General features: G+C 65.7%; 18 protein-coding genes. 9 read left to right on the plus strand and 9 right to left on the minus strand.

Features of this window, described 5'->3' with window-relative positions; translation table 11 throughout:
* On the plus strand, window positions 1-2,256 hold a 2,256-nt coding region (locus H8B02_RS29800), incomplete at its 5' end, for a TIGR02302 family protein (RefSeq protein ID WP_229169515.1).
* A gap of 227 nt (window positions 2,257-2,483) precedes the next feature.
* Here H8B02_RS29800 and H8B02_RS29805 read toward each other — a convergent pair.
* Both H8B02_RS29805 and H8B02_RS29810 read right to left on the minus strand, forming a co-directional pair.
* Entirely contained in the window at window positions 2,484-2,861 is a 378-nt protein-coding gene (locus H8B02_RS29805; RefSeq protein ID WP_097674090.1) for a response regulator, read from the minus strand.
* 37 nt (window positions 2,862-2,898) lie between these two features.
* Window positions 2,899-3,762 carry an MJ0042-type zinc finger domain-containing protein gene (locus H8B02_RS29810; RefSeq protein WP_229169516.1) on the minus strand — a complete coding sequence of 288 codons (864 nt, stop codon included), beginning with the start codon at window positions 3,760-3,762 and terminating at the stop codon, window positions 2,899-2,901.
* A 174-nt stretch (window positions 3,763-3,936) separates the two neighbouring features.
* Between H8B02_RS29810 and ftsE the strand changes: the two genes are divergently transcribed.
* The 4 genes from ftsE (at window position 3,937) to H8B02_RS29830 (ending at window position 7,286) form a co-directional block, all read left to right on the plus strand.
* Window positions 3,937-4,596, plus strand: coding sequence for a cell division ATP-binding protein FtsE (ftsE, locus tag H8B02_RS29815; protein WP_021079468.1), 660 nt, complete (start codon window positions 3,937-3,939; stop codon window positions 4,594-4,596).
* The gene (locus H8B02_RS29820) at window positions 4,589-5,560 is read left to right on the plus strand and encodes a cell division protein FtsX (protein WP_229169517.1); all 972 of its coding nucleotides are present in this window, start codon (window positions 4,589-4,591) and stop codon (window positions 5,558-5,560) included. Before ftsE ends, H8B02_RS29820 begins: the two co-directional genes overlap by 8 nt.
* 159 nt (window positions 5,561-5,719) lie before the next feature.
* The gene (locus H8B02_RS29825) at window positions 5,720-6,436 is read left to right on the plus strand and encodes a YdcF family protein (protein WP_229169518.1); all 717 of its coding nucleotides are present in this window, start codon (window positions 5,720-5,722) and stop codon (window positions 6,434-6,436) included.
* Between the two features lie 88 nt (window positions 6,437-6,524).
* Entirely contained in the window at window positions 6,525-7,286 is a 762-nt protein-coding gene (locus tag H8B02_RS29830; RefSeq protein WP_229169519.1) for a lysophospholipid acyltransferase family protein, read from the plus strand.
* Window positions 7,287-7,294: 8 nt separating this feature from the next.
* Here the strand turns inward: H8B02_RS29830 and H8B02_RS29835 are convergent, their stop codons facing one another.
* Window positions 7,295-8,776, minus strand: coding sequence for an aldehyde dehydrogenase (locus H8B02_RS29835; protein ID WP_229169520.1), 1,482 nt, complete (start codon window positions 8,774-8,776; stop codon window positions 7,295-7,297).
* 109 nt (window positions 8,777-8,885) lie between these two features.
* Window positions 8,886-9,353, minus strand: a complete 468-nt coding sequence (locus H8B02_RS29840; protein ID WP_229169521.1) for a peroxiredoxin family protein — start codon at window positions 9,351-9,353, stop codon at window positions 8,886-8,888.
* A gap of 598 nt (window positions 9,354-9,951) precedes the next feature.
* Between H8B02_RS29840 and H8B02_RS29845 the strand changes: the two genes are divergently transcribed.
* Complete coding sequence (locus H8B02_RS29845) at window positions 9,952-11,247, plus strand: MFS transporter (RefSeq protein ID WP_229169522.1); 1,296 nt, start codon at window positions 9,952-9,954, stop codon at window positions 11,245-11,247.
* A 180-nt stretch (window positions 11,248-11,427) separates the two neighbouring features.
* A complete protein-coding gene (locus H8B02_RS29850) occupies window positions 11,428-12,351 on the plus strand; it encodes a 2-dehydropantoate 2-reductase (RefSeq protein ID WP_229169523.1) in 924 nt (307 codons plus the stop codon).
* Window positions 12,352-12,441: 90 nt separating this feature from the next.
* On the opposite strand, the gene H8B02_RS29855 is transcribed toward H8B02_RS29850, so the two are convergent.
* The 4 genes from H8B02_RS29855 to H8B02_RS29870 form a co-directional block, all read right to left on the minus strand.
* The gene (locus H8B02_RS29855) at window positions 12,442-15,735 is read right to left on the minus strand and encodes an efflux RND transporter permease subunit (RefSeq protein ID WP_229169524.1); all 3,294 of its coding nucleotides are present in this window, start codon (window positions 15,733-15,735) and stop codon (window positions 12,442-12,444) included.
* Window positions 15,736-15,904: 169 nt separating this feature from the next.
* Window positions 15,905-17,098, minus strand: a complete 1,194-nt coding sequence (locus H8B02_RS29860; RefSeq protein WP_229169525.1) for a caspase family protein — start codon at window positions 17,096-17,098, stop codon at window positions 15,905-15,907.
* Complete coding sequence (locus H8B02_RS29865; protein WP_229169526.1) at window positions 16,993-17,715, minus strand: tetratricopeptide repeat protein; 723 nt, start codon at window positions 17,713-17,715, stop codon at window positions 16,993-16,995. Before H8B02_RS29865 ends, H8B02_RS29860 begins: the two co-directional genes overlap by 106 nt.
* A gap of 117 nt (window positions 17,716-17,832) precedes the next feature.
* Window positions 17,833-18,441 carry a gamma-glutamylcyclotransferase gene (locus H8B02_RS29870; protein WP_229169527.1) on the minus strand — a complete coding sequence of 203 codons (609 nt, stop codon included), beginning with the start codon at window positions 18,439-18,441 and terminating at the stop codon, window positions 17,833-17,835.
* 198 nt (window positions 18,442-18,639) lie between these two features.
* On the opposite strand from H8B02_RS29870, the gene H8B02_RS29875 reads away from it, so the two are divergent.
* On the plus strand, window positions 18,640-19,827 hold the full coding sequence (locus H8B02_RS29875) for a DUF2125 domain-containing protein (protein WP_229169528.1): 1,188 nt from the start codon (window positions 18,640-18,642) through the stop codon (window positions 19,825-19,827).
* A gap of 116 nt (window positions 19,828-19,943) precedes the next feature.
* Here H8B02_RS29875 and H8B02_RS29880 read toward each other — a convergent pair whose 3' ends face one another.
* Window positions 19,944-20,261 (minus strand): antibiotic biosynthesis monooxygenase family protein, encoded by a 318-nt coding sequence (locus tag H8B02_RS29880; protein ID WP_229169529.1) that lies wholly within the window; start codon window positions 20,259-20,261, stop codon window positions 19,944-19,946.
* 316 nt (window positions 20,262-20,577) lie between these two features.
* On the opposite strand from H8B02_RS29880, the gene H8B02_RS29885 reads away from it, so the two are divergent.
* A complete protein-coding gene (locus tag H8B02_RS29885; protein WP_229169530.1) occupies window positions 20,578-22,146 on the plus strand; it encodes a hypothetical protein in 1,569 nt (522 codons plus the stop codon).
* Window positions 22,147-22,295 lie beyond the last annotated feature (149 nt).

Here is a 22,295-nt window from a genome sequence, read left to right on the forward strand (position 1 = left end):
CCCGCGACCACGCTCTCCGACACGCTCACCAACAAGGATCCGTTCGCGCTGGCGCTGTGGCAGGCGCAGCGCGAGCGCACACTGGCCTCGATCAAGCGCATCCGCGCCGGCCTGCCGCGGCCGCGCGTCTCGCTGCACGACCCCTGGGCGCTGCGCGCGCTGGTCATCGTGATGCTGGTCGCGACCTATGTCGCCGCCGGTGATGAGCGCGGCCTGCGGGTCGCCTCGGCGTTCGACTGGAACGGCATCATGGCGCCGGCCAATGTCCGGGTCGACGCCTGGGTGACGCCGCCGAACTACACCGGCAAGCCGCCGATCATCCTGTCCAACGCCAACAAGGACGCCAACGCCGCCGACAGCACCCCGCTCGCGGTTCCGGCCGGCAGCACTCTGCTGGTGCGCTCCAGCGGCGGCACCATCGACGTCGTGGTCGGCGGCGGCGTCGCCGAGGTCGCGCCGGAGGGGCAGGCGCCCAAGGGCACCAATGAGCGGCATTTCAAGATCACCGGCGACGGCACCGCGCATGTCCGCGCCCCGGCCGGCCAGCCGCAGTGGAAGTTCACCGCGACGCCGGACCGCCCGCCGTCGATTGCGCTCGCCAAGGATCCAGAGCGGCAGGCGCGCGGCGCCTTGCAGATGTCCTACAGGCTCGAGGACGATTACGGCGTGACTGAAGCGCGCGCGCAGTTCGCGGCGCGGCCGGGTGATGCGGCCAAGGATGCCGACGGCAAGGCCGCGCAGCCGCGCCCGCTGTTCGAGCCGCCGCAGTTTCCGCTGGTGCTGCCGAATGCGCGCACCCGCAACGGCGTCGGCCAGACCGTCAAGGATCTCAGCGAGGACCCTTACGCCGGCGCCGATGTGACGCTCACGCTGACCGCCAAGGACGAGGGCGGCAATGAGGGCAAGAGCGAGCCGTTCAACATGCGGCTGCCCGAGCGGCTGTTCACCAAGCCCCTGGCGCGCGCGCTGATCGAGCAGCGCCGCATCCTCGCGCTCGATGCCAACCAGAACGGCCAGGTCTACGCCGCGCTCGACGCGCTGATGATCGCGCCGGAAATGTTCATGCCGGAAACCGGCTATTACCTCGGCCTCCACACCGTGAGCCGCCAGCTCGAGGCGGCGCGCACCGACGACCAGCTGCGCGAGGTCGTCGCCAGCCTGTGGGCGCTCGCCGTCACCATCGAGGACGGCAACATCAGTGATGTCGACAAGGCACTGCGCGCGGCGCAGGACGCGCTCAAGCAGGCATTGGAGCGCGGCGCGAGCGACGAGGAGATCAAGAAGCTCACCGACAATCTGCGCGCGGCGCTGGACAATTTCCTGCGCCAGATGGTCGAGCAGTTCCGCAACAATCCGCAGCAGCTCGCGCGCCCGCTCGATCCCAATGCCAAGGTGCTGAGCCAGCAGGATCTCAAGAACATGCTCGATCGCATGGAGCGGCTGTCGCGCTCCGGCGACAAGGATGCGGCGCGGCAGTTGCTGGAACAGATGCAGCAGATGCTGGAAAACCTGCAGATGGCGCAGCCCAACCAGGGCGACGACGACATGCAGCAGTCGCTCAACGAGCTCGGCGACATGATCCGCAAGCAGCAGCAACTGCGCGACAAGACCTTCAAGCAGGGCCAGGATTCCCGCCGCGACCGCATGCGCGGCAAGCAGGGCGACCAGTCGATGGGCGACCTGCAGCAGGATCAGCGGGCGCTGCGCGACCGTCTGAAGAAGCTGCAGGAAGAGCTCGCCAAGCGCGGCATGGGTCCGGAGCAGCGCGGCCAGAAGGGCCAGAAGGGGCAAGGCCAGAAGGGCGATCAGGCCCAGCAGGGCGACCAGGGCGGCGATCAGGGTGATGACGACGGCGACGGGCTCGACCAGGCCGATTCCGCGATGGGCGATGCCTCCGGGCGGCTCGGCGAGGGCAATGCCGACGGTGCGGTGGATTCGCAAGGCCGCGCGCTGGATGCGTTGCGCAAGGGCGCCCAGAGCCTCGCCGATGCGATGCAGCAGGGCGACGGCGACCAGCCCGGCGATGGCCCCGGCAACCGCGCCGGCCGCCAGCAGAGCGGCGGCAACCAGACCGATCCACTCGGTCGTCCGCTGCACGGCCGCGAGTTCGGCGACGACTACACGGTGAAGATCCCCGGCGAGATCGACGTCCAGCGCGTCCGCAGGATTCTCGAAGAGCTGCGCCGCCGCCTCGCCGATCCGTCACGGCCGCAGATCGAGCTCGACTACATCGAGCGGCTGCTGAAGGATTATTGAGTCGCCACACATTCCACTGTCATCGCCCGGCTCGCCGCCTTCGCCGAAGGCTTCGGCGCGCCTCGGACCGCTGGCCTCGTCGGAGCCTTGGCGAAGACGGGACCGGGCGATCCAGTATTCCAGAGACGCCAGCGATTGAATCGAGAAGCCGCGGCGCACTGGATGCCCCGCCTTCGCGGGGCATGACGAGACGTGTGTGCGGTGGTCGTATTGCCCGGCAATGACGGCTAGCTCGCCTTCCTTGCCGCCAGCGCGTCCGCCACTGCGGTGCGGATATCGGCCACCGAGAACGGCTTGGTCACCACGTCATGCACGATCGCCTCGAGGCCGGAGGCGCGCTCGCGCTGGTGGGCGAAGCCGGTCATCAGCAGGATCTTCAATGCGGGGAAGTCGCGGGCCGCGGTCAGCGCCAGCGCGATGCCGTCCATGACAGGCATCTGGATGTCGGTGAGCAGGAGGTCGAACGCGCCTTCGTCGCGCGTCAGCATCTCCAGCGCCTCGGCGCCGTCCTGCGCGGTCACGGTCTCGTGGCCGTCCATGGCGATGGCGCGCGCCACCAGCGAGCGCATCGAGTCTTCGTCGTCGGCGATCAGAACACGCGTCATGGTGATTGGTCGGTTTCCGAAAGTGGTGGCCCCAGCCTCAGGCGCGGCCGCCGGTGAGATCATGCTTGTTGAAGAAGCGTACGTCGATATTGCGGCCTTCGGGCGGCGGCGAGGCGAGGCGCGACTTGAAGAAGGCGCGCTCGCCGGGATTGAGCACCGGCTGCTCCAGCACCGCGTTCCAGGCATAGATTTCGGCGCCCTGGGCGTCGCGGACCGAGAAGCGCAGCCGCGGCAATTCGACCGGCTTCCTGGTCTGGCCGACGATCATGCCCTCGATCACCAGCACCGGCTTGCCGTCCACGGTCTCGTTGATGATCTTGAGGTCCTTGAAGGCGAGGCCGCGCAAATTCACGTCGAGCCCGACCATCTTGTAGAACAGCGCCGTCTGCGGCAGCAGCCGCACCACGTCGTTGCGCCAGACGAACAGGGCAATGATCAGTGCGCACATCGCGGCGCAGGTGGTCGGAAGGGCGCCGATCACGGGCATGAAGGGAATCCGGGGCAGCGGGGGCAGACGGAACAGGCGAGGAAGCCGCGGCAGGCCGAAGCGGCGCTTTCCGGCGGCGTCCTGGGTGCCGGCGTGGGCGGCGGCATCCGCCTCGGCTACCGCCGGCCACTCCGTGGCGGCGTCCTCGTCGGCGGGTAAATCGGCCGAAATCGAGGGGCTGTCGACCATCGGGGTCGCGTCAGCCTCCTCGCGGCCCATCGCCTCCCATTCGGCGGCGAGATTGGAGCCCGCGGCCTCGTAGGCCAAACTGGGTGCGGTCGCCCCGATCGCGTCCTCCGGCCGGGCTAGCCAGACCTCGCGGCAGCGGGAACAACGGACCGTGCGTCCGGCCTCGCCCAGGGTGGCCGGATTGATGGCGTAAGATGTTGTACAATGCGGGCAAACGATATGCATATGGAGCCGAATCTCCACCGTGTGGTATGCCCGGATGCTACCGAGCGACCGTTAACGAATCGGAAACCATAAGCGACGCACAAGCTTTCTGTGCGGTTCGCGGCCGCTCGGCGGGTGTTCGGGCCGTCTTTGTTGGGTATTGGGCCTCAGGCCCTCTCGAACGGAGCTAGCGCATTGGTTCGGTTCGAAAATGTCGGTCTGCGCTACGGGCTCGGCCCGGAGATTTTGCGCGACCTCTCCTTCATGATCCCGGCGCACTCGTTCCAGTTCCTCACCGGCCCGTCCGGCGCGGGCAAGACCTCGCTGCTGCGGCTGTTGTTCCTGTCGCTGCGGCCGACCCGCGGGCTGGTCAATTTGTTCGGCAAGGACGTCTCCCTGCTGAGCAAGGACCAGGTCGCCGACCTGCGCAAGCGTATCGGCATCGTCCTGCAGGATTTCCGCCTGCTCGACCATATGACGACCTATGAGAACGTCGCGCTGCCGTTCCGCGTGATGGGCCGCGAGGAATCGACCTATCGCCGCGAGGTGATCGACCTTTTGAAATGGGTCGGCCTCGGCGAGCGCATGGATGCGCTGCCGCCGATCCTGTCGGGCGGCGAGAAGCAGCGCGCGGCGATCGCGCGCGCGGTGATCTCGCGGCCGCAATTGCTGCTGGCGGACGAGCCGACCGGCAGCGTCGATCCGACGCTCGGGCGCCGCCTGTTGCGGCTGTTCATCGAGCTCAACAAATCGGGCACCGCGGTTATCATCGCGACCCACGACATCACGCTGATGGATCAATACGAGGCGCGGCGGCTGGTGCTGCATCAGGGACGGCTGCACATCTATGAGTAGGAGCGGCGACGAGAAAGTGTCGTTGGTCGATCTCGGGCGCGAGCGCCCGCAGGTGCCGGCCACCGCGCGCAACATGTCGCCGATCGTGCCGCGCGCCTCGATCTCGGGCCGCGCGCTGGTCGCGGTGGTCGCGATCATGACCTTCCTCGCCTCGCTGACGACCGGCACCGTGCTGCTGGTCAGCGCGTCGGCGGCCGAATGGCAGTCCGAAGTGTCGAGCGAGATCACCATCCAGGTGCGCCCCGCGCCGGGCCGCGATCTCGACCGCGACGCGCAGGCCGCCGTGGAGGCGATGCGGGCGCAGTCCGGCATTCTCGAGGTGCGTCCGTTCAGCAAGGAGGAATCCGCCAAGCTGCTGGAGCCCTGGCTCGGCAGCGGGCTCTCGATCGACGAACTGCCGGTGCCGCGCGTGATCGTGGCGCGGGTGCAGCCCGGCACCACGCTCGATCTCGCCGGCTTGCGCGCGCGGGTGACGCAGGCGGCGCCGACCGCCAGCGTCGACGATCACCGCGCCTGGATCGAGCGCATGCGTTCGATGACCGGCGCCACGGTGTTTGCCGGCGTCGGCATCCTGATCCTCGTGATCATCGCCACCATCATCTCGGTGTCGTTCGCGACCCGCGGCGCGATGGCGTCCAACCGTCCGATCGTCGAGGTGCTGCATTTCGTCGGCGCCGGCGACAGCTTCATCGCCAACCGCTTCCTGCGGCATTTCCTCCGGCTCGGCCTCGAGGGCGGGCTGATCGGCGGCGGCGCGGCGATGCTGGCGTTCGGCTTCTCCGAGTCGATCGCGAACTGGTTCTCCGGCACGCCGGTGGGCGACCAGTTCGCGGCCCTGCTCGGCACGTTCTCGCTGCGTCCGTCGGGTTACCTCGTCCTGGCGTTGCAGGCGGTGCTGATCGCGGCGATCACCGCATGGGCGTCGCGGCGCACCCTGTTCGCCACGCTCGACGACATCGACTGACGGCCCGCGGCGTCGCAATCATGGGGCCGGTTTCGTGATCGCGGGTCGTCGCCAGAGTGTGATTTCGCCCGCATCGGCACGGCCCTGGCCGGGCAAAACCGGTTTCCACTTTTCCGGATCATGCTCTAAAATCCCCGGGGGGAAGGATATCAGCATCACATGAGTTTGCAGCCCGACGATACGTCGCCGAAAGGCCATGCCGCGCAGCCGCGCGGCTGGCTGCGCGTCGTCATCGTCGTGCCGCTGGCGCTTGCCTTTGTTGCCGCCGCGGTCGGCTTCATCGGCTTCCTGTCGCAATTGCGCGGTGTCGAGACCGACCCGCCGCACAATGCCGACGGCATCGTGGTGCTGACCGGCGGCTCGTCGCGGGTGTCCGACGCCATGGAGCTGTTGGCCGCGGGCTACGGCAAGCGCCTGCTGATTTCCGGCGTGCATCCGACCAACGACGCCAATGACATTTCGCGCTCGGTTCCGGACAGCCAGGGGCTGATGCGATGCTGCGTCGATCTCGACCGTTCGGCGGTGAACACCCGCAGCAATGCGGCGGAGACGCGGCGCTGGGCGCACGAGCGCGGCTTCAAGTCGCTGATCGTGGTGACCTCGAACTACCACATGCCGCGCGCGATCGTGGAACTGTCACACGCGATGCCGGATATCACGCTGATCCCGTTCGCGGTGGTCGGCGACAAATGGCGCGACGAGCCGTGGTGGACGAGTGGCGGAACGTTCCGTCTCTTGCTATCGGAATACGCCAAATATGTCGCCGCCGAGATGCGGGTGCGGCTGGCCGATATCGGCCTCGACCTGACCTCCGATCTCGCCGAGCCGGCAGCCGCGCCACGCCGCCCGGCGACGGCGCAGGCGAATAGGGACTAGGCATGATCCGGAAAGGTGCGGAGCGGTTTTCCTTCGCGACAAGCGCGGTACGCGTTTGCGCGGAGATCATGCTCAAACAAGGACTGAAATGATTTTTCTGCGCTCGCTGATCTTCAACGTGCTGTTCTACCTGGTGCTGGTGCTGCTCTGCATCGTCGCGCTGCCGGCGCTGCTGCTGCCGCGCGGCGCGATGATGGCGATCGAGGCCGCGTGGGCCAACGCCAGCCTGTTCCTGATGCGCGTGATCTGCAACATTCGGGTCGAGTTCCGCGGCGTCGAGAAGATTCCAAGCGGGCCGCTCGTCGTCGCCTCCAAGCACCAGTCGTTTTGGGAGACGTTTGCGCTGGTGCGCTTCTTCGAGCATCCGCTATTCATCCTCAAGCGCGAGCTGATGATGATCCCGGTGTTCGGCTGGTACCTGAAGAAGGTCGGCATGATCTCGGTCGAGCGCGGCGGCGGACCGCGCTCGCTGATCAAGACGCTGAAGCGTGCGGCGGCCGAGGTGAAGCTCGGCCGCCAGCTCGTGATCTTTCCGGAAGGCACCCGCACCGCGCCCGGCGCTGCGCCGAACTACAAGGCCGGCGTTGCGCAGATCTATGCCGAGAGCGGCGTGCCGTGCCTGCCGATCGCGCTCAATTCCGGGCTGTTCTGGCCGCGCCGCACCTTCATGCGCTATCCCGGCACGCTGGTGGTCGAATTCCTCGATCCATTGCCGCCGGGCCTGCCGCGCGACGAGTTCATGACCCGCCTGCGCGACCAGATCGAAACCGCCACCACCCGCATCGTGGACGCCGGCCGCGCCGAGCAGGCGAAATTGTTCGGCGGCATGCCGGGTGCGGCGAAGGGGTAGGCGGAGAGTTACCGCATCACGAACGGATTGGCCGGCACGTCCGTCGCGGTCGAAATCCAGACGCTCTTGGTTTCCTGATATTCGCGCACCGCGTCGATGCCGCTCTCGCGGCCGACGCCGGAGAACTTCATGCCGCCGAACGGCATCATGTAGCTGATGGCGCGGTAGGTGTTGACCCACACGGTGCCGGCGCGGAGCTGCTTCGGCACGCGGATGGCGCGTGCGAGGTCCTTGGTCCAGATGCCGGCGGCAAGGCCGTAGATCGTGTCGTTGGCGATGCGGATGGCGTCTTCCTCGGTGTCGAAGGAGATGATCGACAGCACCGGGCCGAACACCTCCTCGCGCGCGATCCGCATGGTGTTGTCGACGTCGGTGAAGATGGTCGGTTCGACGAACTGGCCGCCCTTGATGCCGTCGCCGGAGGCCGGCTTGCCGCCGAGCAGGCAGCGCGCGCCTTCGGCTTTCGCGATATCGATGTAGTCGAGCACCTTCTTGTACTGCGCCGGCGTCGTGATCGGGCCGACATTGGTGTCGGCTTGCATGGGATCGCCGATCTTGGCGGACTTTGCCAGCTCCAGCACGCGCGCGACGAACTTCTCCTTGATCGAGCTCTGCACCAAAAGGCGCGATCCGGCGATGCAGGTCTGGCCGGTGGCGGCGAAGATGCCGGAGATGGCGCCGGCCGCAGCCGCGGTGAGGTCGGCATCCTCGAACACGATGTTGGGCGACTTGCCGCCGAGCTCGAGCGAAACCCGCTTCAGGCTCTTGGCCGCGGTCTCGTAGACCTTTGCGCCGGTGGTGTCGGATCCGGTGAAGGTGATCTTTGCGACGCCGGGATGGGAGATCAGCGCGGAGCCTGCCTCGGGCCCGAAGCCGGTCACCACGTTGAAGATGCCGTCGGGAATGCCGGCCTCTTTCGTCAGCGCCGCGAACTCCAGCGTGCTGGCCGAGGTGAATTCCGAGGGCTTCACGACCACGGCGCAGCCGGCGGCGAGCGCGGCGGCGCATTTCCAGGCGACGAACAGCAGCGGCGAATTCCAGGCGGTCAGCGCCGCGACGACGCCGACCGGCTCATGCGTCGTGTAGGCGAAGGTGTCCGCCTTGTCGATCGGCACCAGGCCGCCCTCGATCTTGTCGACGAGGCCGCCGAAATACCACCACCACTCCGGATGGTAGCGCAGCTGGCCCAGCATCTCGGCCATCAGCTTGCCGTTGTCGCGCACCTCGATCTCGGCGAGACGCTCCGCGTTGGCCGCGACGAGGTCGCCGAGCTTGCGCATCACCTTGCCGCGCGCGGACGCCGTCATCTTCGCCCACGGGCCGCGCCACATCGCCTCATTGGCGGCTTTCACTGCCTTGTCGGCATCGGCCGCCGAGCCGCGCGGAATTTTGGCCCAGGCCTCGCCGCGATAGGGATCGATGCTGTCGAACCACTCGCCATTGGCGGGATCGACATACTGGCCGTTGATGTAGAGCTGATAGGTCTTCATGAGATCCTCCCGCAAGGCGATGGGTCTGGTTGGCGAAACGCTATCACGCATTCCGCGACGCCGTCATAACGCAGCCGCGGGAATGGGTTGCAGGCAGTGTGGGCCGGCATCAGCCGTGCGGCGCGGCAAGCTCGGCTGCGATGATAGCGCCGAGTGCCATGTCGCTCTGCTGCCCAAAACCGTGATGCACGATGTTGCCGTCGCGGCCGATCAGGATGCTGGTCGGGGTTCCCTGCATGCCGTAGCGCTGCATGGTCACAGGGATCGGCGTGCCGTCACCGGCTTCGTCGACGCCGATCGGGAAGGTCAGCCGGTACTCGTGGATGAAGGCTTCCAACGATACCGGCGTCATCGCCGCGTGGTGCTCGAACACGGTGTGCAGCCCGATCACCAGCAGATCCGAATGCTTGAACAGCTCGAACGCGCGCTGCGTCTGCGGCGTGCCGTGCGAGACGCAGCCGGGACACAGCATCTGGAACGCGTGCAGCAGAACCGGGCGGCCGCGCAGCGCGGCCAGGGTCAGGGGTTCGCTGCTGTTGAACCAGCGGGACGCGGCGATTTCCGGTGCTGGAGTCACGGCCTGGTTCCTTGCGCCTGCCACCTCGCGGCAGGGTGACAAGACCGGCGCCGGCCTGTCAACGACCGGCGAAGCATGATCCGGAAAAGTGCGAAGCGGTTTTCCCTCGCGACAAACGCGGAATGCGCTTGCGCGGAGGTCATGCTTAAACAAGAAGCCAAAGCGCGATGACGCTTCAACCCGATCTCATCGCACCTCAGGACGGGTACTCATCAATCCGGGACGTCCGCCTTTAGAGGTAACGCGGACAGGTTGCCCGGCCGCGGAGATGCCATCTTGTGACCCGGGCCCGTCAGAAATGGTGCACCGAAGCGAAGGAGCTGCGGCATTGGAAAGGTGACAGTAATCCTTACTCTTTGCCGCACCCGTCGGTGAGAGGTAAGCTGTCGACTTGTCTGACGGTCATAGCGGGGACGTGCCGAATTCCCCGTTCATTCGCTGCGCAGGGTTGCTGCTGTCGGCAGGCATGATCTCTCGGGAGATTGCCGTCTCTTTTGGCTCTCCACTCAGATTTTCATCCTTCTTCGTTCGTATGCCGCGTTCCCAGCGGCAGCAATTCCTTTTCGAGCAACCGGGAAGCCAACAAACGGAGCATCCCATGTCTGGCACCCTTAATTCCTCTTTGGAAATTAGTTCCTCTTCGGAAATCCCCTGGTGGAAAGAGCCTACGAAGGATCAATGGCTGGCGTGGGTCGCGGCCTGGCTCGGCTGGACCCTCGACGCGTTCGACTTCACGATGTTTCTGCTGATCATGGTGCCCATCTCGCAGGAATTCCATGTTCCGTTGACTGAAGTCGCGTTTGTATTGTCCGTGACATTGTGGCTCAGGCTGGTCGGCGCCGTGGGATCGGGCTGGCTAGCTGACCGCGTCGGTCGCAAGATCCCGCTGATGATCTCGATCCTGTGGTATTCGCTGAGCAATTTCGCCGCCGGCTTCTCGCCAACCTTCACCTATCTCTTCATTTTCCGCGCGCTGCTTGGTATCGGCATGGGCGGCGAATGGCCAGCCGGCGCGGCATTGGCGATGGAGACTTGGCCGGTACGTTCGCGCGGCTTGATGGGCGGCGTCCTGCAAGGCTCATGGGGCCTCGGCTTCATGCTGTCGAGCGCGATCTATGGCCTGTTCTACAGCTATATCGGCTGGCGCGGCATGCTGTGGGTCGGGGTCCTCCCGGCGCTTTCCGTTTTCTATGTCCGCAAGTACGTCAAAGAGCCGCCCGTTTGGCTCGAGAACCGGCGCCGCCAGCGCGTCGAGCAACGCGAGGTTCGTGCCCCCCTTATCTCCATCTTCAAACGTGGTGTTCTGGCCAACACGTTGACAGCCTGCGTTTGGCTTGCCGGCGGCTTTGTCGCCTATTACTCCGTCAACGCGCTGTTCGCGACGTATCTGCAGAAGGAATTGCACCTCTCCCCAGGGCAGGTCGCGACCCCGATCTTCTTCGCTAATCTCGGCTTGTTCCTCTCGACGTGCGGCTGGGGTTGGTGGTCCGACCGCTTTGGCCGGCGCGCGGCGATCATTATTCCAGCGCTGATTGCTCTGCCGCTCGCGCCGCTTTACCTGCTCTCCTCCAATTTTCTATGGATCGCGTTGGGTTTCATCGCTCAGGGAATGTGCGCCGGCGGCGGGATGCATGGGCAGATGGTGCCCTACTTGAACGAGCGTTTCCCGACCGAGATTCGGGCGACCGCAGCTGCGTTCTGCTACCACCAGGGGGCCATCTTCGGCGGCTTCGTGCCACTGGTGCTGACCTTCGTCGCTGAACGTTACGGCACAGGATTGGCTTTGCCGATGATTGTCGGCACGTGGATCGGTTGCCTCGCTTGGACCGCAGCGGCTTTCTACGGGCCCGAGACCAAAGGCAAGCTCTTGGTGCCCGATTTGGTCGTCGCCTAAGCCATCTTGGTTGCATGAGGGACCTTGATGGTCCGCAAACACGACATCGCCTCGCCTCATTAAGGCGAGGCGATGTCGTGGTCGCGTGACATGATGTTCAAGAGGTTCGAGCCAGAGGTGAGTGGCAGGAATGTTGCCGATCGGCACTCTCTGCCGTTCGCGGCTTGGCGAGGAGAGACCATGAAAGTTCTGGTCATGGGTACTGGCGGCATTGGCGGCTACTACGGTGGGCGTTTAGCGGCCGCGGGGCAGGACGTCACGTTCGTCGCGCGCGGAGCGCATCTCGACGCAATGCGCTGTGATGGACTGCAGATCATTGGTATCAGCGGCAATCGCACTGTGAAGCCGGTGAAGGCCGTCGGCGATCCCGCCGAGGCTGAGCCGCCGGAGATGGTGCTTTTTGCAACCAAACTCGGCGATACCGAGCGCGCGGCGAAAGCGTTGCAGGCCGCGGTTCGGGACGGCACCACGATCATCTCGCTGCAGAACGGCATCGAGGGGCCGGACCTCATCAGGGCGCACCTGCCGCGCGCGCACGTGGTGCCGGGCGTGGTGCGCATCTCGAGCCACATCGCGCGGCCTGGCGTGATCGAGCACAAGGCGCAACCTGGCCGCATCGAGTTCGGCGAGCCGGATGGGCGAGCGAATCCGCACCTCGAGGCCTTCCAACACGTGTGCAAGGAGGCCGGCCTCGATGCCGTGCTCACACCAGAGATCCGCTACAATGTCTGGATGAAGTTCGCGTCACTGGCTCCGAGTTCGGGCATGATGACGCTGACGAATGCCTCTTACGGACCGATGCGCGAGACGCCCGGCACCCGCGCTCTATTCGAGGATGCCGTGCGCGAGGTGATCGCCGTCGGCCTCGCAGCCGGCGTGCCGTTCAAGCCCACCGACTTCGAGACGATCATGAAGGCCGCCGACGCCAATCCCCGCGAAATGATCACGTCCATGCTGGTCGACCGGCGAGCCGGCAGGCCGCTCGAGATCGACTATTTCTCGGGCACCTTGGTGCGCATGGGTGAGAAGCTCGGCGTACCGACCCCGACGCACAAATTCATTGCCCAGGCGCTGTCGATCGATGCCAACGGCCGCAAAGCATGATTCGAAAGCATCGCCGACGTCTGCTGTTCGGGGGGACGCGGGCCTCGCTACCCCGCACACACGCTTCGGATGTGTGAGTACATGGCCTGGTCAGGACGCGCGTGCCGTGGCCCCGCGTGCGCGGCGTGCGGCGCGGCGGCGCTGGACCCACAGCCTGGCGCGGTCGAGATAGAGATAGACTACCGGCGTGGTGTAGAGCGTCAGGATCTGGCTCAGGATCAGCCCGCCGAAGATCGCGATGCCGAGCGGCTGGCGTAGCTCGCTGCCTTCGCCGAGGCCGATCATCAGCGGCACCGCGCCGAACAGCGCGGCGAGCGTCGTCATCATGATCGGGCGGAAGCGCATCAGGCAGGCCTCGTAGATCGCATCGCGCGACGACAGCCCGCGCTGGCGCTCGGCGTCGAGCGCGAAGTCGATCATCATGATGGCGTTCTTCTTGACGATGCCGACCAGGAGGATCACCCCGATCATGCCGATGATGTCGAAATCGGTGTGCGACAGCATCAGCGCCGCCACCGCGCCGACGCCGGCCGAGGGCAAAGTGGAGAGGATGGTCAGCGGGTGAACGTAGCTTTCGTAGAGCATGCCGAGCGAGATGTAGATCGTCGCGAGTGCTGCGAGAATCAGGAAGAGCTCGTTCGCCAGCGCCTGCTGGAAGATCTTTGCGGAGCCCGCGAACCCGCCGGAAATGCCCGCCGGCATGCCGAGCGTGTGCATGGCGTTCTCGATCGTGGTGGTCGCGGTGCTGAGCGAGACGCCCGGCGGCAAATTGAACGAGATGGTGCTGGCGACCAGCAAATCCTGGTGGTTGACCGCAAGTGGCGTCTCGCCATGCTCGAAGCGGGCGACGCTCGACAGCGGGATCATCGTCTCCGCGCTGGTCGAGACCGCGGTTCCGGTCGAGGCGACGCCCTTGCCGGTGGCGCCGATCGAGTTGGTCGCCTGATTGCGCACCACGTTGGCGGCGACCGAGCTGATCGAGCTCTTCTGCGACGACGAGGCCACCGTGCCGGCCACCGCATTGGTGCTCTGCGTGCCGGTCGCCGATCCGCCCGAGGTCGAGATGTAGACCTCCTTCAGGGTCTGCGGGTCCTGCGAGAAGCGCGGCGCGACCTCCATGATGACGTGATACTGGTTGCGCGCGACGAAGATGGTCGAGACCTGGCGCTGCCCGAACGCGTCATAGAGCGTGTTGTCGAGCTGGCTGACCGTGATCCCGAGCCGCGAGGCGGCATCGCGATCGATCACCAGGTTGGCTTGCAGCGCCTTGTTCTGCTGGTCGGTGTTGACGTCGGCGAGCGTCGGCTCCTTCTGCAAGGCGGCGACGAGCTTGGGCGTCCACTCGTTCAGCTCCTCGAAGGTCGAGCCCTTCAGCGTGTATTGATAGGCCGCATTGCCGGAGCGCCCGCCGGCGCCGAGATCGCCGATCGATTGCAGGAACAGGGTGGCGCCCGCCACCTTTGCCAAAGGATCGCGCAGCCGCTCGATCACCTTGTCGGCGCGCAGCTTGCGTTCGTCCATCGGCTTCAGCGAGGCGAACACGGTGCCGGTGTTGGTGCCGCCCGGGCCGACGCCGCCGCCGCCGGTGAAGCCGACCGCGGTATCGACCGCCGGATCTGACTTCACGATGTCGATGAACTGGGTCAGCTTCTGCTGCATCAGCTGGAACGAGGTGCTCTGGTCGGCCTGGATCGAGCCGATCAACAGCCCGGTATCCTGTTGCGGAACGAAGCCCTTGGGCACCACCGTGTAGAGATGGACGTTCAGATAGAGCGTGCAGCCCAGGATCAGCATCACCAGCAGCGGATGCCGCAGCGCGAGGCCGAGTGTCGCGCGGTAGCCGCTCAGCATCAGCTCGAAGGCGCGCTCGTTGATCCGGTAGATCCAGCCATGCGGCTGGCCTTCCTCCTTGCGCAGCAGCACCGCGCACATCATCGGCGTCGTCGTCAGCGAGACCACCAGCGAGATCACGATCGCGATGGTGATGGTCATGGCGAATTCGCGGAACAGGCGGCCGACCAGGCCGCCCATCAGCAGGATCGGCACGAACACCGCGATCAGCGACACGCTCATCGACAGCACGGTGAAGCCGACCTCGCGGGTGCCGACCAGCGTCGCCTCCAGCCGCGACATCCCGGCATCCAAGTGACGGGCGATGTTCTCCAGCACCACGATGGCGTCATCGACCACGAAACCGGTCGCCACCGTCAGCGCCATCAGCGAGAAGATGTCGAGCGTGTAGCCCAGCAAATACATCACGGCAAAGGTCGCGATCAGCGACACGCCGACCGCTACCACAGGCACCAGTGTCGCCCGCGCATTGCGCAGGAAGGCGAACACGACCAGGATCACCAGGGCGACGGCGATGAGGAGCGTGATCTCGACATCGTGCAGCGAAGCCCGGATCGTCTTCGAGCGGTCCATCGCCAGCGTGATGTCGATCGCGGGCGAAACCGAGGCCCTGAGCTGCGGTATCAGCCCTTTCACGCTGTCGACCATCTTGATGATGTTGGCGCCCGATTGCCGGTACACGATCATCACGACGGCCGGCTTGCCGTTGGAAAGGCCGAGCGTGCGCACATTCTCCACGGAATCGATGACGTCGCCGACATCGGTCAGGCGCACCGCCGCGCCGTTCCGGTAGGCGACGACGAGCGGCTTGTAGTCGGCGGCCTTCCGCGCCTGGTCGTTGGCATAGATCTGGTAGCGCTGGTCGCCGACGTCGATGCCGCCCTTCGGGCTGTGCGCGTTGGCGCTCGACAGCGCGGCGCGGACGTCCTCGAGCCCGATGCCGTATTTGAAGAGCGCCGGCGGGATCAGCTCGACGCGCACCGCGGGCAGCGAGCCGCCGCCGACCGAGACTTCGCCGACGCCCTCGACCTGCGACAGCTTCTGGGCCAGCACGGTCGAGGCCGCGTCATAGAGCTCGGCCGGGGTCAGCGTGTCCGAGGTCAGGGTGTAGATCAGGATCGGCGCCGAGGCCGGGTTGAACTTGCGGTAGGTGGGGTTGGCGCGGAGGTTGGTCGGCAGGTCGGCGCGCGCGGCGTTGATCGCCGCCTGCACGTCGCGCGCGGCGCCGTTGATGTCGCGGTCGATGTCGAATTGCAGCGTAACGCGGGCAGAGCCGAGCGAAGACGTCGACGTCATTTCAGTGACGCTGGCGATCTGGCCGAGATGACGCTCGAGCGGGCTCGCCACGGTGGAAGCGACGTCGGCCGGGCTGGCGCCGGGCAGGGTCGCCTGCACCATGATGGTCGGGATGTCGACGTCGGGCAGCGGCGACACCGGCAACTTGAAGAACGCAATGATGCCCGCCACCACCAGTCCAAGAGACAGCAGCGTGGTGCCGACCGGCCGGCGGATAAAGGGGGCGGAGAGGTTCATTGCATCAGTGTCGATGTTCGCGGATGAGCTTCTATCCGTCCGTGCCGCGATGCAAAAGCCTAAATGTCACAGGCCGCCGCCATACAGCCGCCGCGATTGATCGGATCGCAACAGACGCCCGACGGCGGCCCGATTCCCGATCGCATCGTTCTCGGCCGGCCGATGCGGACTACTTCGCCGCATTCTGGCTCGCGCTGACAAAGTAGAAATCCTCAGCTCCCGGCACCGAACCGTAGCTGAAGGGCTGCTGGCGCCGATCCGTCGCCGCCATCACGTCGTCGCGCACGAGGTCGAACAGCTTGCGGATCTCGATCCGAGGGGTCTGCATGCGCTTGATCAGGGCCGTCACGAACGGGCTGTGACCGCCCTCGCCGTCGAGCGCGACCTGGCCGTGCTTGGCAGCGTAGACCACCAGCGTGCCGCTGTCGGGTTCGACCTGGGCCAACCCCCTGCCGATCGAGCGTGACGCGACGGTGCGCTTGATCTGGTTGGCGAACGGATTGTCGCGGCAGGCATCGAGAATGACGAGATGCAGCTTGCGGGCGCCTTCGGTGGCGCCCATCACCTGGGTCAGGGCGACGGCCTCGAACGACACGTCGCGGTCGGTTGCGAGCTTGGCGTCGACCGGCACCAGATAGTTCTCGCCCGCCATCTCCATGCCGTGCCCGGCATAATAGATCACGGCCCAATCGGCGCCGTCAGCCGCGTTGGCGAATGATTTGAGGGCTTCGACCAGGCTGTCCCGCGAGGCGTCGGTGACGAGGCGGACATCCTGAAAGCCCACCGCGCGCAGCGTGTCGGCAATCGCCGCGGCGTCCTGGCCGGGGTTCGGCAGCGCCGGGACGGAGCGATATTTCGAGTTGCCCACGACCAGGGCGACGCGCCGTTCGCTCGTTGTTGCCTTCTGGCCCGCGCCGATCGGCGGGATCGGAACGGCCGCGGCGAGCGCGGGGGCAGGATTGGCCGGGCCAGGTTTGGCCGCGCCGTGATCCGCAACGACGCTCTTCTCCGTGATGGCGACCTGATCCAGCCGTTGCAGGCCTTCCCTGGCGACGCGCTGGCCCTGGGTGCGGTCGAGCTGATCGAGGCCGATGACGTCGAGCGCATGCCGGAAGTCGGCGCGCGCACCCTCGATATCGCCCTTCTTCTCGTCGGCGAGACCTCGCCGTGCGTAATTCAGCGCGCCCTGTGCGTTCAGTTGCGTGGCGTGGTCGTAGTCGCGCATGGCTTGATCGAGCTCGCCTCTGCTGGCGAGCGTCAGGCCGCGCAGCGAGTAGAACTCGGCTTGCCCGTCCTGGATCGCGATCGCGTGGTCGATATCCCGCGCGGCATTGTCGAGATCGCCGGCGCTGATCTCGACCACGGCCCGGCAATAATAGGGGCCGGCAGCGCGCGGCGCGAGCTTGATCGCATCCTGGCAATGCAGCGCCGCGAGACGGTCCTTCCCGCGGAAATCATAGACCAGCGCGCGATTGACGTAGGCGTACCACGAGTTGGGATGAGCTCGATGGATTTGCCGTAATCGGCCAGCGCGCGATCATAGTCCCCGGTGGCAACGAACAGCTCGGCGCGATTGTTGAACCAGCCGGCGCTGAACGGACCGGCGGGCTTGAGCCGGATCGCCTGATCGAAGTCGCTCAGCGCGCGGTCATAGTCCTGGTTTTGCAGATAGACCTTGGCCCGCTGGCCGTAGGAAGGCGCAAACGACGGATTGATCGCGATCGACTGATCGTAATCCGCCTTGGCTTTCTCCAGATCGCCCTTGTTATGCCAGGCGAGCGCACGGTTGTAATAGGTGATCGCGAGGTCGCGCCCCCTCGGATTGGCCACGATCAGGCGGGTGCAGGCGGAGATCGCGAGCTCCGGGTGCGGATCTTTGGCGTCGCATGCCGCGCCATCCTCTCTCAGCCCGGCGTGAGATGGTGAGTTCAGCAGCAACAGCAGGCCGAGTGCGGCGAGCTTCAGCAATGAGGGGCGCATTCCAGTCATTCCATTCCAGCGACCGGAAATTGAAACCACAATATTGTTCGCGCCGTGGCAAAATTCCGCGAACCGGTTCCTCAATGCGCGAGATCGACGCCAATGGCGCGGCCGCACTCAGGCCTGGTCGAGCCCGTCCGCCGCACATGCATCGCGATGCAGCGTCGTGCCCGCGTCATGCAGCATCACCGCCAGCTGGTGCAGCGGCTGATCGCGAAAGCCCTGCTTCTCGATCGCGGCAACCGTCGAGAGCACATAATCGCGGTTGTTGCCGGAGCGGCCGTGGCCCTGCTGCACCAGGCGCAGTTGCTCGGAAAGCGACAGCCGCCCGGCATATTGCACATGGCCGCGATCGACCACATAGGCCAGCGCACTGACGCGGTCGCGTGCCGCATTCTCCAGCCACACCGAGCGCATCACCTCGCGGTAGACGTTGGTGGTCTGCTCGCGCGCCCGCAGATAGGCGACGGTGTCGTGGCGCAGGCGGGCGGCGACGCGGAACGCGATGCCGCGGCAGGCGCCGCCGCGGTCAAGGCCGAGCACCAGGCCCGGCTTCTCCGGCGTGCCGCGGTGGTCGAACGAATAGACGCAGAGCGCGCGATGCTCGCCGATCAGCCGCGCCGGCACCTGCTCCAGGAACTCGAAGCCCGGTTTCCACATCAGCGAGCCGTAGCCGAACACCCAGAGGTCGCCGTCGGTTTCGGAATGGGGAGGATTTGCTGACATCGCGCAGATGGGCTAGCAGAACACGCCGTCGAAGCGAAGCAGATTCCGTGATGTTTCCAAGGGTTACGTAAAGGTTACGCAAGGGTTACGCAAAGGTTGCGCGAGGATTGCGCAAGCGGTGCGCAAGAGGTGCGTAAGGGTCGCCCGCGGCTTGCTGCCGCTTCGATTTTGACAAATTCGCCCGCCAAAGGACGCCGCATGTCCGATTTGAACTCAGCCCCCCGCCGTCGCTCGCGCTTCGGCCTCTATGCCGTCCCTGTCGCAGTCCTGATCGCCGCGGTGCTGTGGAGCGGCTTCTGGTTCTTTGCCGCCTCGCAGGTCGGCGTGCAGGCGGATGCCTGGCGCGCGCAGGAGGCGAAGGCCGGCCGGGTCTATGATTGCGACAAGCGCTCGGTGGCGGGTTACCCGTTCCGGCTCGAAATCCGCTGCGGGCAGCCCAGCGTAATGCTGATGTCGCAGACCGCCTCGCCGCAAATGTCGTTCGTGGCGCGGCTCGCCGAGATCCTGGTCGTGGCGCAGATCTATGATCCCAAGCTCGTGATAGCGGAGTTCAAGGGCCCCGCCACGATCGCCGAGCGCAACGCGCAGCCGACCTTGTCGGTGAACTGGAGTCTCGGGCGCAGCAGCGTGGTCGGTCTGCCGGCGGTGCCGCAGCGCGCCTCGCTGGTGTTCGACAATCTCGCCATTGACCGCACCGGCGGTCCCGCGCCGACACCGCTGATGCGCGTCAATCACATCGAGCTGCACGGCAGGCAGGTCGACGGCTCGGCGCCGGACAGCCCCGCGATCGAGACCGTGCTCCAGATCGCCGGCGGCACCTTGCAGGACGTGCATCCGTTGCTCACCCAGCCGTTCAACGCCGACATCCAGGCACGGCTGAACGGCCTGAAGGATTTCTCGCCCAAGCCGTGGCCGGATCGTTTCCGCGAGATCCAGGCGGCCGGCGGCAGCGTCGAGATCCAGCAGTCGCGGATCGAGCAGGGCGATGTGCTGTCGGTTGCGGCCGGCACGCTCCGCCTCAACGCGCAGGGCCGCATCGAGGGCGAGTTGCAGATGACGGTCGCCGGCCTCGAGCGCGTCATCCCCGCGCTCGGCATCGACAAGATGCTCGAGGACGGCGTGCCGCAGGCAACCCTCGATCGTGTCGCACCGGGCGTGAAGAGCCAGGACCTCAGCAATCTGTTCGGCGCGCTGGACCGCGCCATCCCCGGCCTCGGCAAGGTGATCAAGCAGAACGCCAATGCCGGCATCTCCGCCGGCATCAATTCGCTCGGCACCGAGGCGACGCTCGAAGGCAAGAAGGCGCGCAGCTTCCCGCTGCGCTTCGCCGACGGCGCGGTGTTTTTGGGTCCGCTGAAAGTCGCGCAGATCCCGCCGCTGTTCTGAGCGGCACCGCTCGAAATTTCGTAGGGCGGGTTAGGCGAAGCCGTAACCCGCCGTTGTTCGCCGCCCGCTGTGCGGCGGATTACGCTACGCTAATCCGCCCTACGCACTACGCACCGTTACGCATGCTCAAACGGGCCGACTTCGCGGATCACCTTGCAGATCTGCAGGAAGCCGCTGGCGTAGAATTCGGCGTGTCCTCGCTGCATGGTTTCGACGTGGTCCGGATGATGGCGCCAGGCTTCGAGCGCTTCTTCCGAGGCAAAGCGAAACAGGGTGAGCTCCTCGCCATCCGCCGCCTTGAACGATTTCACCGACAGGAACCCCGGAAGGCGGCTGACGATTTCGTACATGCGTTCGCCCAGGCGGTTGTATTCCTCGAGCGAGGCGCCATCCCGTAATTTCAGGTCACCGACCACAATGACTTCACCGATCATCTTGCTGTCCTTCGTCCATCGCATGTCCATGGCAGCCTGAAACGGGTGCCGAACGACAATTCGATCTCGTGACCGGTGTTGTTACACGTCCGCCATCGTTCACCGCGGGCTGAGAGGCGAATTGTGCTGCGCAAAATCCACCCTCCGTACTGCGCGGACTCCTTAATCCCTCGCGCGCGATATCGTCCGTCGCGGCAAAACATTCCCGCGGCGGCGATGAGAAAAACGTGACCGGAATATTGCGGGCCGCCGCGAATATCAGTCCCCGAATACCGCTCTCTCTCGCCTGAGGAAACAACCTCGTGTGGAGGAAGCGATGCGAATTCTCGGGGGGATTCTGCTCGGCAGCGTGCTGTTGTCGGCAGGTCCAGCGTTGGCGGACGACGATGCGTCGGAGCTGAAGGCGTTGAAGGCACGCCTCAAGCAACTCGAACAGAAAATGGAAGTGCAGGCGCGCAAGGAGGAGGCGCTGGCGGCAAGACAGAACGCAATGCAGAACACGCACATGGCGGCCAAGGCGCCGGTGCCGTTCGATCCCTGCGCGTCGGGCAAGCTCTGCTACAAGGGCGTCACCTTCACCTTCGGCGGCTGGGTCGATCTCACCGGCATCTATCGGACCCGCAATCTCGCCTCCGACACCGGCTCGGTCTACGCCTTCATTCCGTTCCCGCAGAGCAAGAACTTCAACACCGGCGAGTCGCGCTTCTCGGCGCGGCAGACCCGCTTCTCGGTGCTTGCGGAGGCCGAAATATTCGCCAACACCCGCGTCGCCGGCTACGGCGAAATGGATTTCGAAGGCGCGGCGCAGACCGCGAACTCGGTCGCCACCAACTCGTTCAACCCGCGGCTGCGTCAGGCCAGCGTCGAGGTCAGCCGCACCGATCTCGGCCTGCACGTGCTTGCCGGTCAGAGCTGGTCGCTGAATGCGCCGAGCAAGGCCGGCATCGATCCGCGTGGGGTCGATGCACCCGGCGTGATCGATTTCGAATCGGTGCCCGGCTTCCTTGCGGCGCGGCAGCCCGGCATTCGCGTCTGGCAGGATATCGGGCCCGAGGTCAAGCTCGCGGTCTCGGCGGAAAACCCGCAGACCTCGTTCTTCGGCGGCAACACGCCGCTGGTCGGCACGCCTGCGGTCGGGCCGCAGGGCGTGCTCAATCCGAACGTGCTGGTCAACCTCACCGGTCCTGGCGGCAGCTTCTTCAACAACGCCAACAATGTCAGCCTCAATCACGTGCCTGATTTCACCGTGAAGGGCGCGTGGGATCCGCGGCTTGGGCCCTACAAGCTGCATGTCGAGGGCTGGGCGATGTATCGCGATTTCTACGATCGCTTCAACTTCGCCAATCACGACGTCAACACGGTGAGCTTCGGCGGGCACTTCTCGGCGGAGATCGTGCCGAAGCTCTTGGAGCTGCAAGGCTCCGCGTCTCACGGTGCGCTTGGCCGCTTCACCGCCGCGCCGTTCCCGGATGCGACGGTGCGCCAGGACGGCTCGATTCAGCCGCTGCCGATCACGGCGTTCCTGCTCGGCACGGTCTGGCACACGACGCCGTCGCTCGATCTCTATGCCTATGCCGGCCTCGAGAAGACCAAGGCGACGTTCTCCAACGTCGGGACCGTGCCGTTCGGCTACGGCAATCCGCTCTACAACAATCTCGGCTGCAACATCGAGAACTCGCCGGCGGCGACCTGCAACGGCAACACCTCGGAGGTCAGGCAGTACACCGCCGGCTTCTACGACACGATCTTCAAGGGCGATTACGGAGCGATCAAGGCCGGCGTGCAGTATTCCTATAACCAGCGCTTCGCCTTCCAAGGTGTCGGCGGCGCGCCGAAGACCGACGACCACATCATCATGACCCAGATCCGCTACTACCCGTTCTAGGACTCCGGTTACCTCGCCCCGCGTGCGGGGAGAGGCGTAGGCCGCCTTCGGCGGCCGCCCTTAAGAACGCCGAAGCAGAGCTTCGGCTACGACGCATCGCCAGATGCGTTCCGGGCGACGGGGAGTCTCCGCGAGTTCGTTAGCCAGCA

Origin of the sequence: Bradyrhizobium altum (assembly GCF_020889705.1) — a bacterium.
Taxonomy (GTDB): domain Bacteria; phylum Pseudomonadota; class Alphaproteobacteria; order Rhizobiales; family Xanthobacteraceae; genus Bradyrhizobium; species Bradyrhizobium altum.

What these genes read in the sequence shown, in the direction of transcription:
- H8B02_RS29850 (WP_229169523.1), top strand. Translation starts at nt 11,428, where the DNA reads ATGAAAGTTCTGGTCATGGGTACTGGCGGCATTGGCGGCTACTACGGT.
- H8B02_RS29825 (WP_229169518.1), top strand. Translation starts at nt 5,720, where the DNA reads ATGAGTTTGCAGCCCGACGATACGTCGCCGAAAGGCCATGCCGCGCAG.
- H8B02_RS29805 (WP_097674090.1), bottom strand. Translation starts at nt 2,861, where the DNA reads ATGACGCGTGTTCTGATCGCCGACGACGAAGACTCGATGCGCTCGCTG.
- H8B02_RS29875 (WP_229169528.1), top strand. Translation starts at nt 18,640, where the DNA reads ATGTCCGATTTGAACTCAGCCCCCCGCCGTCGCTCGCGCTTCGGCCTC.
- H8B02_RS29845 (WP_229169522.1), top strand. Translation starts at nt 9,952, where the DNA reads ATGTCTGGCACCCTTAATTCCTCTTTGGAAATTAGTTCCTCTTCGGAA.
- H8B02_RS29865 (WP_229169526.1), bottom strand. Translation starts at nt 17,715, where the DNA reads ATGCGCCCCTCATTGCTGAAGCTCGCCGCACTCGGCCTGCTGTTGCTG.
- H8B02_RS29855 (WP_229169524.1), bottom strand. Translation starts at nt 15,735, where the DNA reads ATGAACCTCTCCGCCCCCTTTATCCGCCGGCCGGTCGGCACCACGCTG.
- H8B02_RS29835 (WP_229169520.1), bottom strand. Translation starts at nt 8,776, where the DNA reads ATGAAGACCTATCAGCTCTACATCAACGGCCAGTATGTCGATCCCGCC.
- H8B02_RS29870 (WP_229169527.1), bottom strand. Translation starts at nt 18,441, where the DNA reads ATGTCAGCAAATCCTCCCCATTCCGAAACCGACGGCGACCTCTGGGTG.
- H8B02_RS29810 (WP_229169516.1), bottom strand. Translation starts at nt 3,762, where the DNA reads ATGCATATCGTTTGCCCGCATTGTACAACATCTTACGCCATCAATCCG.
- H8B02_RS29820 (WP_229169517.1), top strand. Translation starts at nt 4,589, where the DNA reads ATGAGTAGGAGCGGCGACGAGAAAGTGTCGTTGGTCGATCTCGGGCGC.
- H8B02_RS29885 (WP_229169530.1), top strand. Translation starts at nt 20,578, where the DNA reads ATGCGAATTCTCGGGGGGATTCTGCTCGGCAGCGTGCTGTTGTCGGCA.
- H8B02_RS29880 (WP_229169529.1), bottom strand. Translation starts at nt 20,261, where the DNA reads ATGATCGGTGAAGTCATTGTGGTCGGTGACCTGAAATTACGGGATGGC.
- H8B02_RS29830 (WP_229169519.1), top strand. Translation starts at nt 6,525, where the DNA reads ATGATTTTTCTGCGCTCGCTGATCTTCAACGTGCTGTTCTACCTGGTG.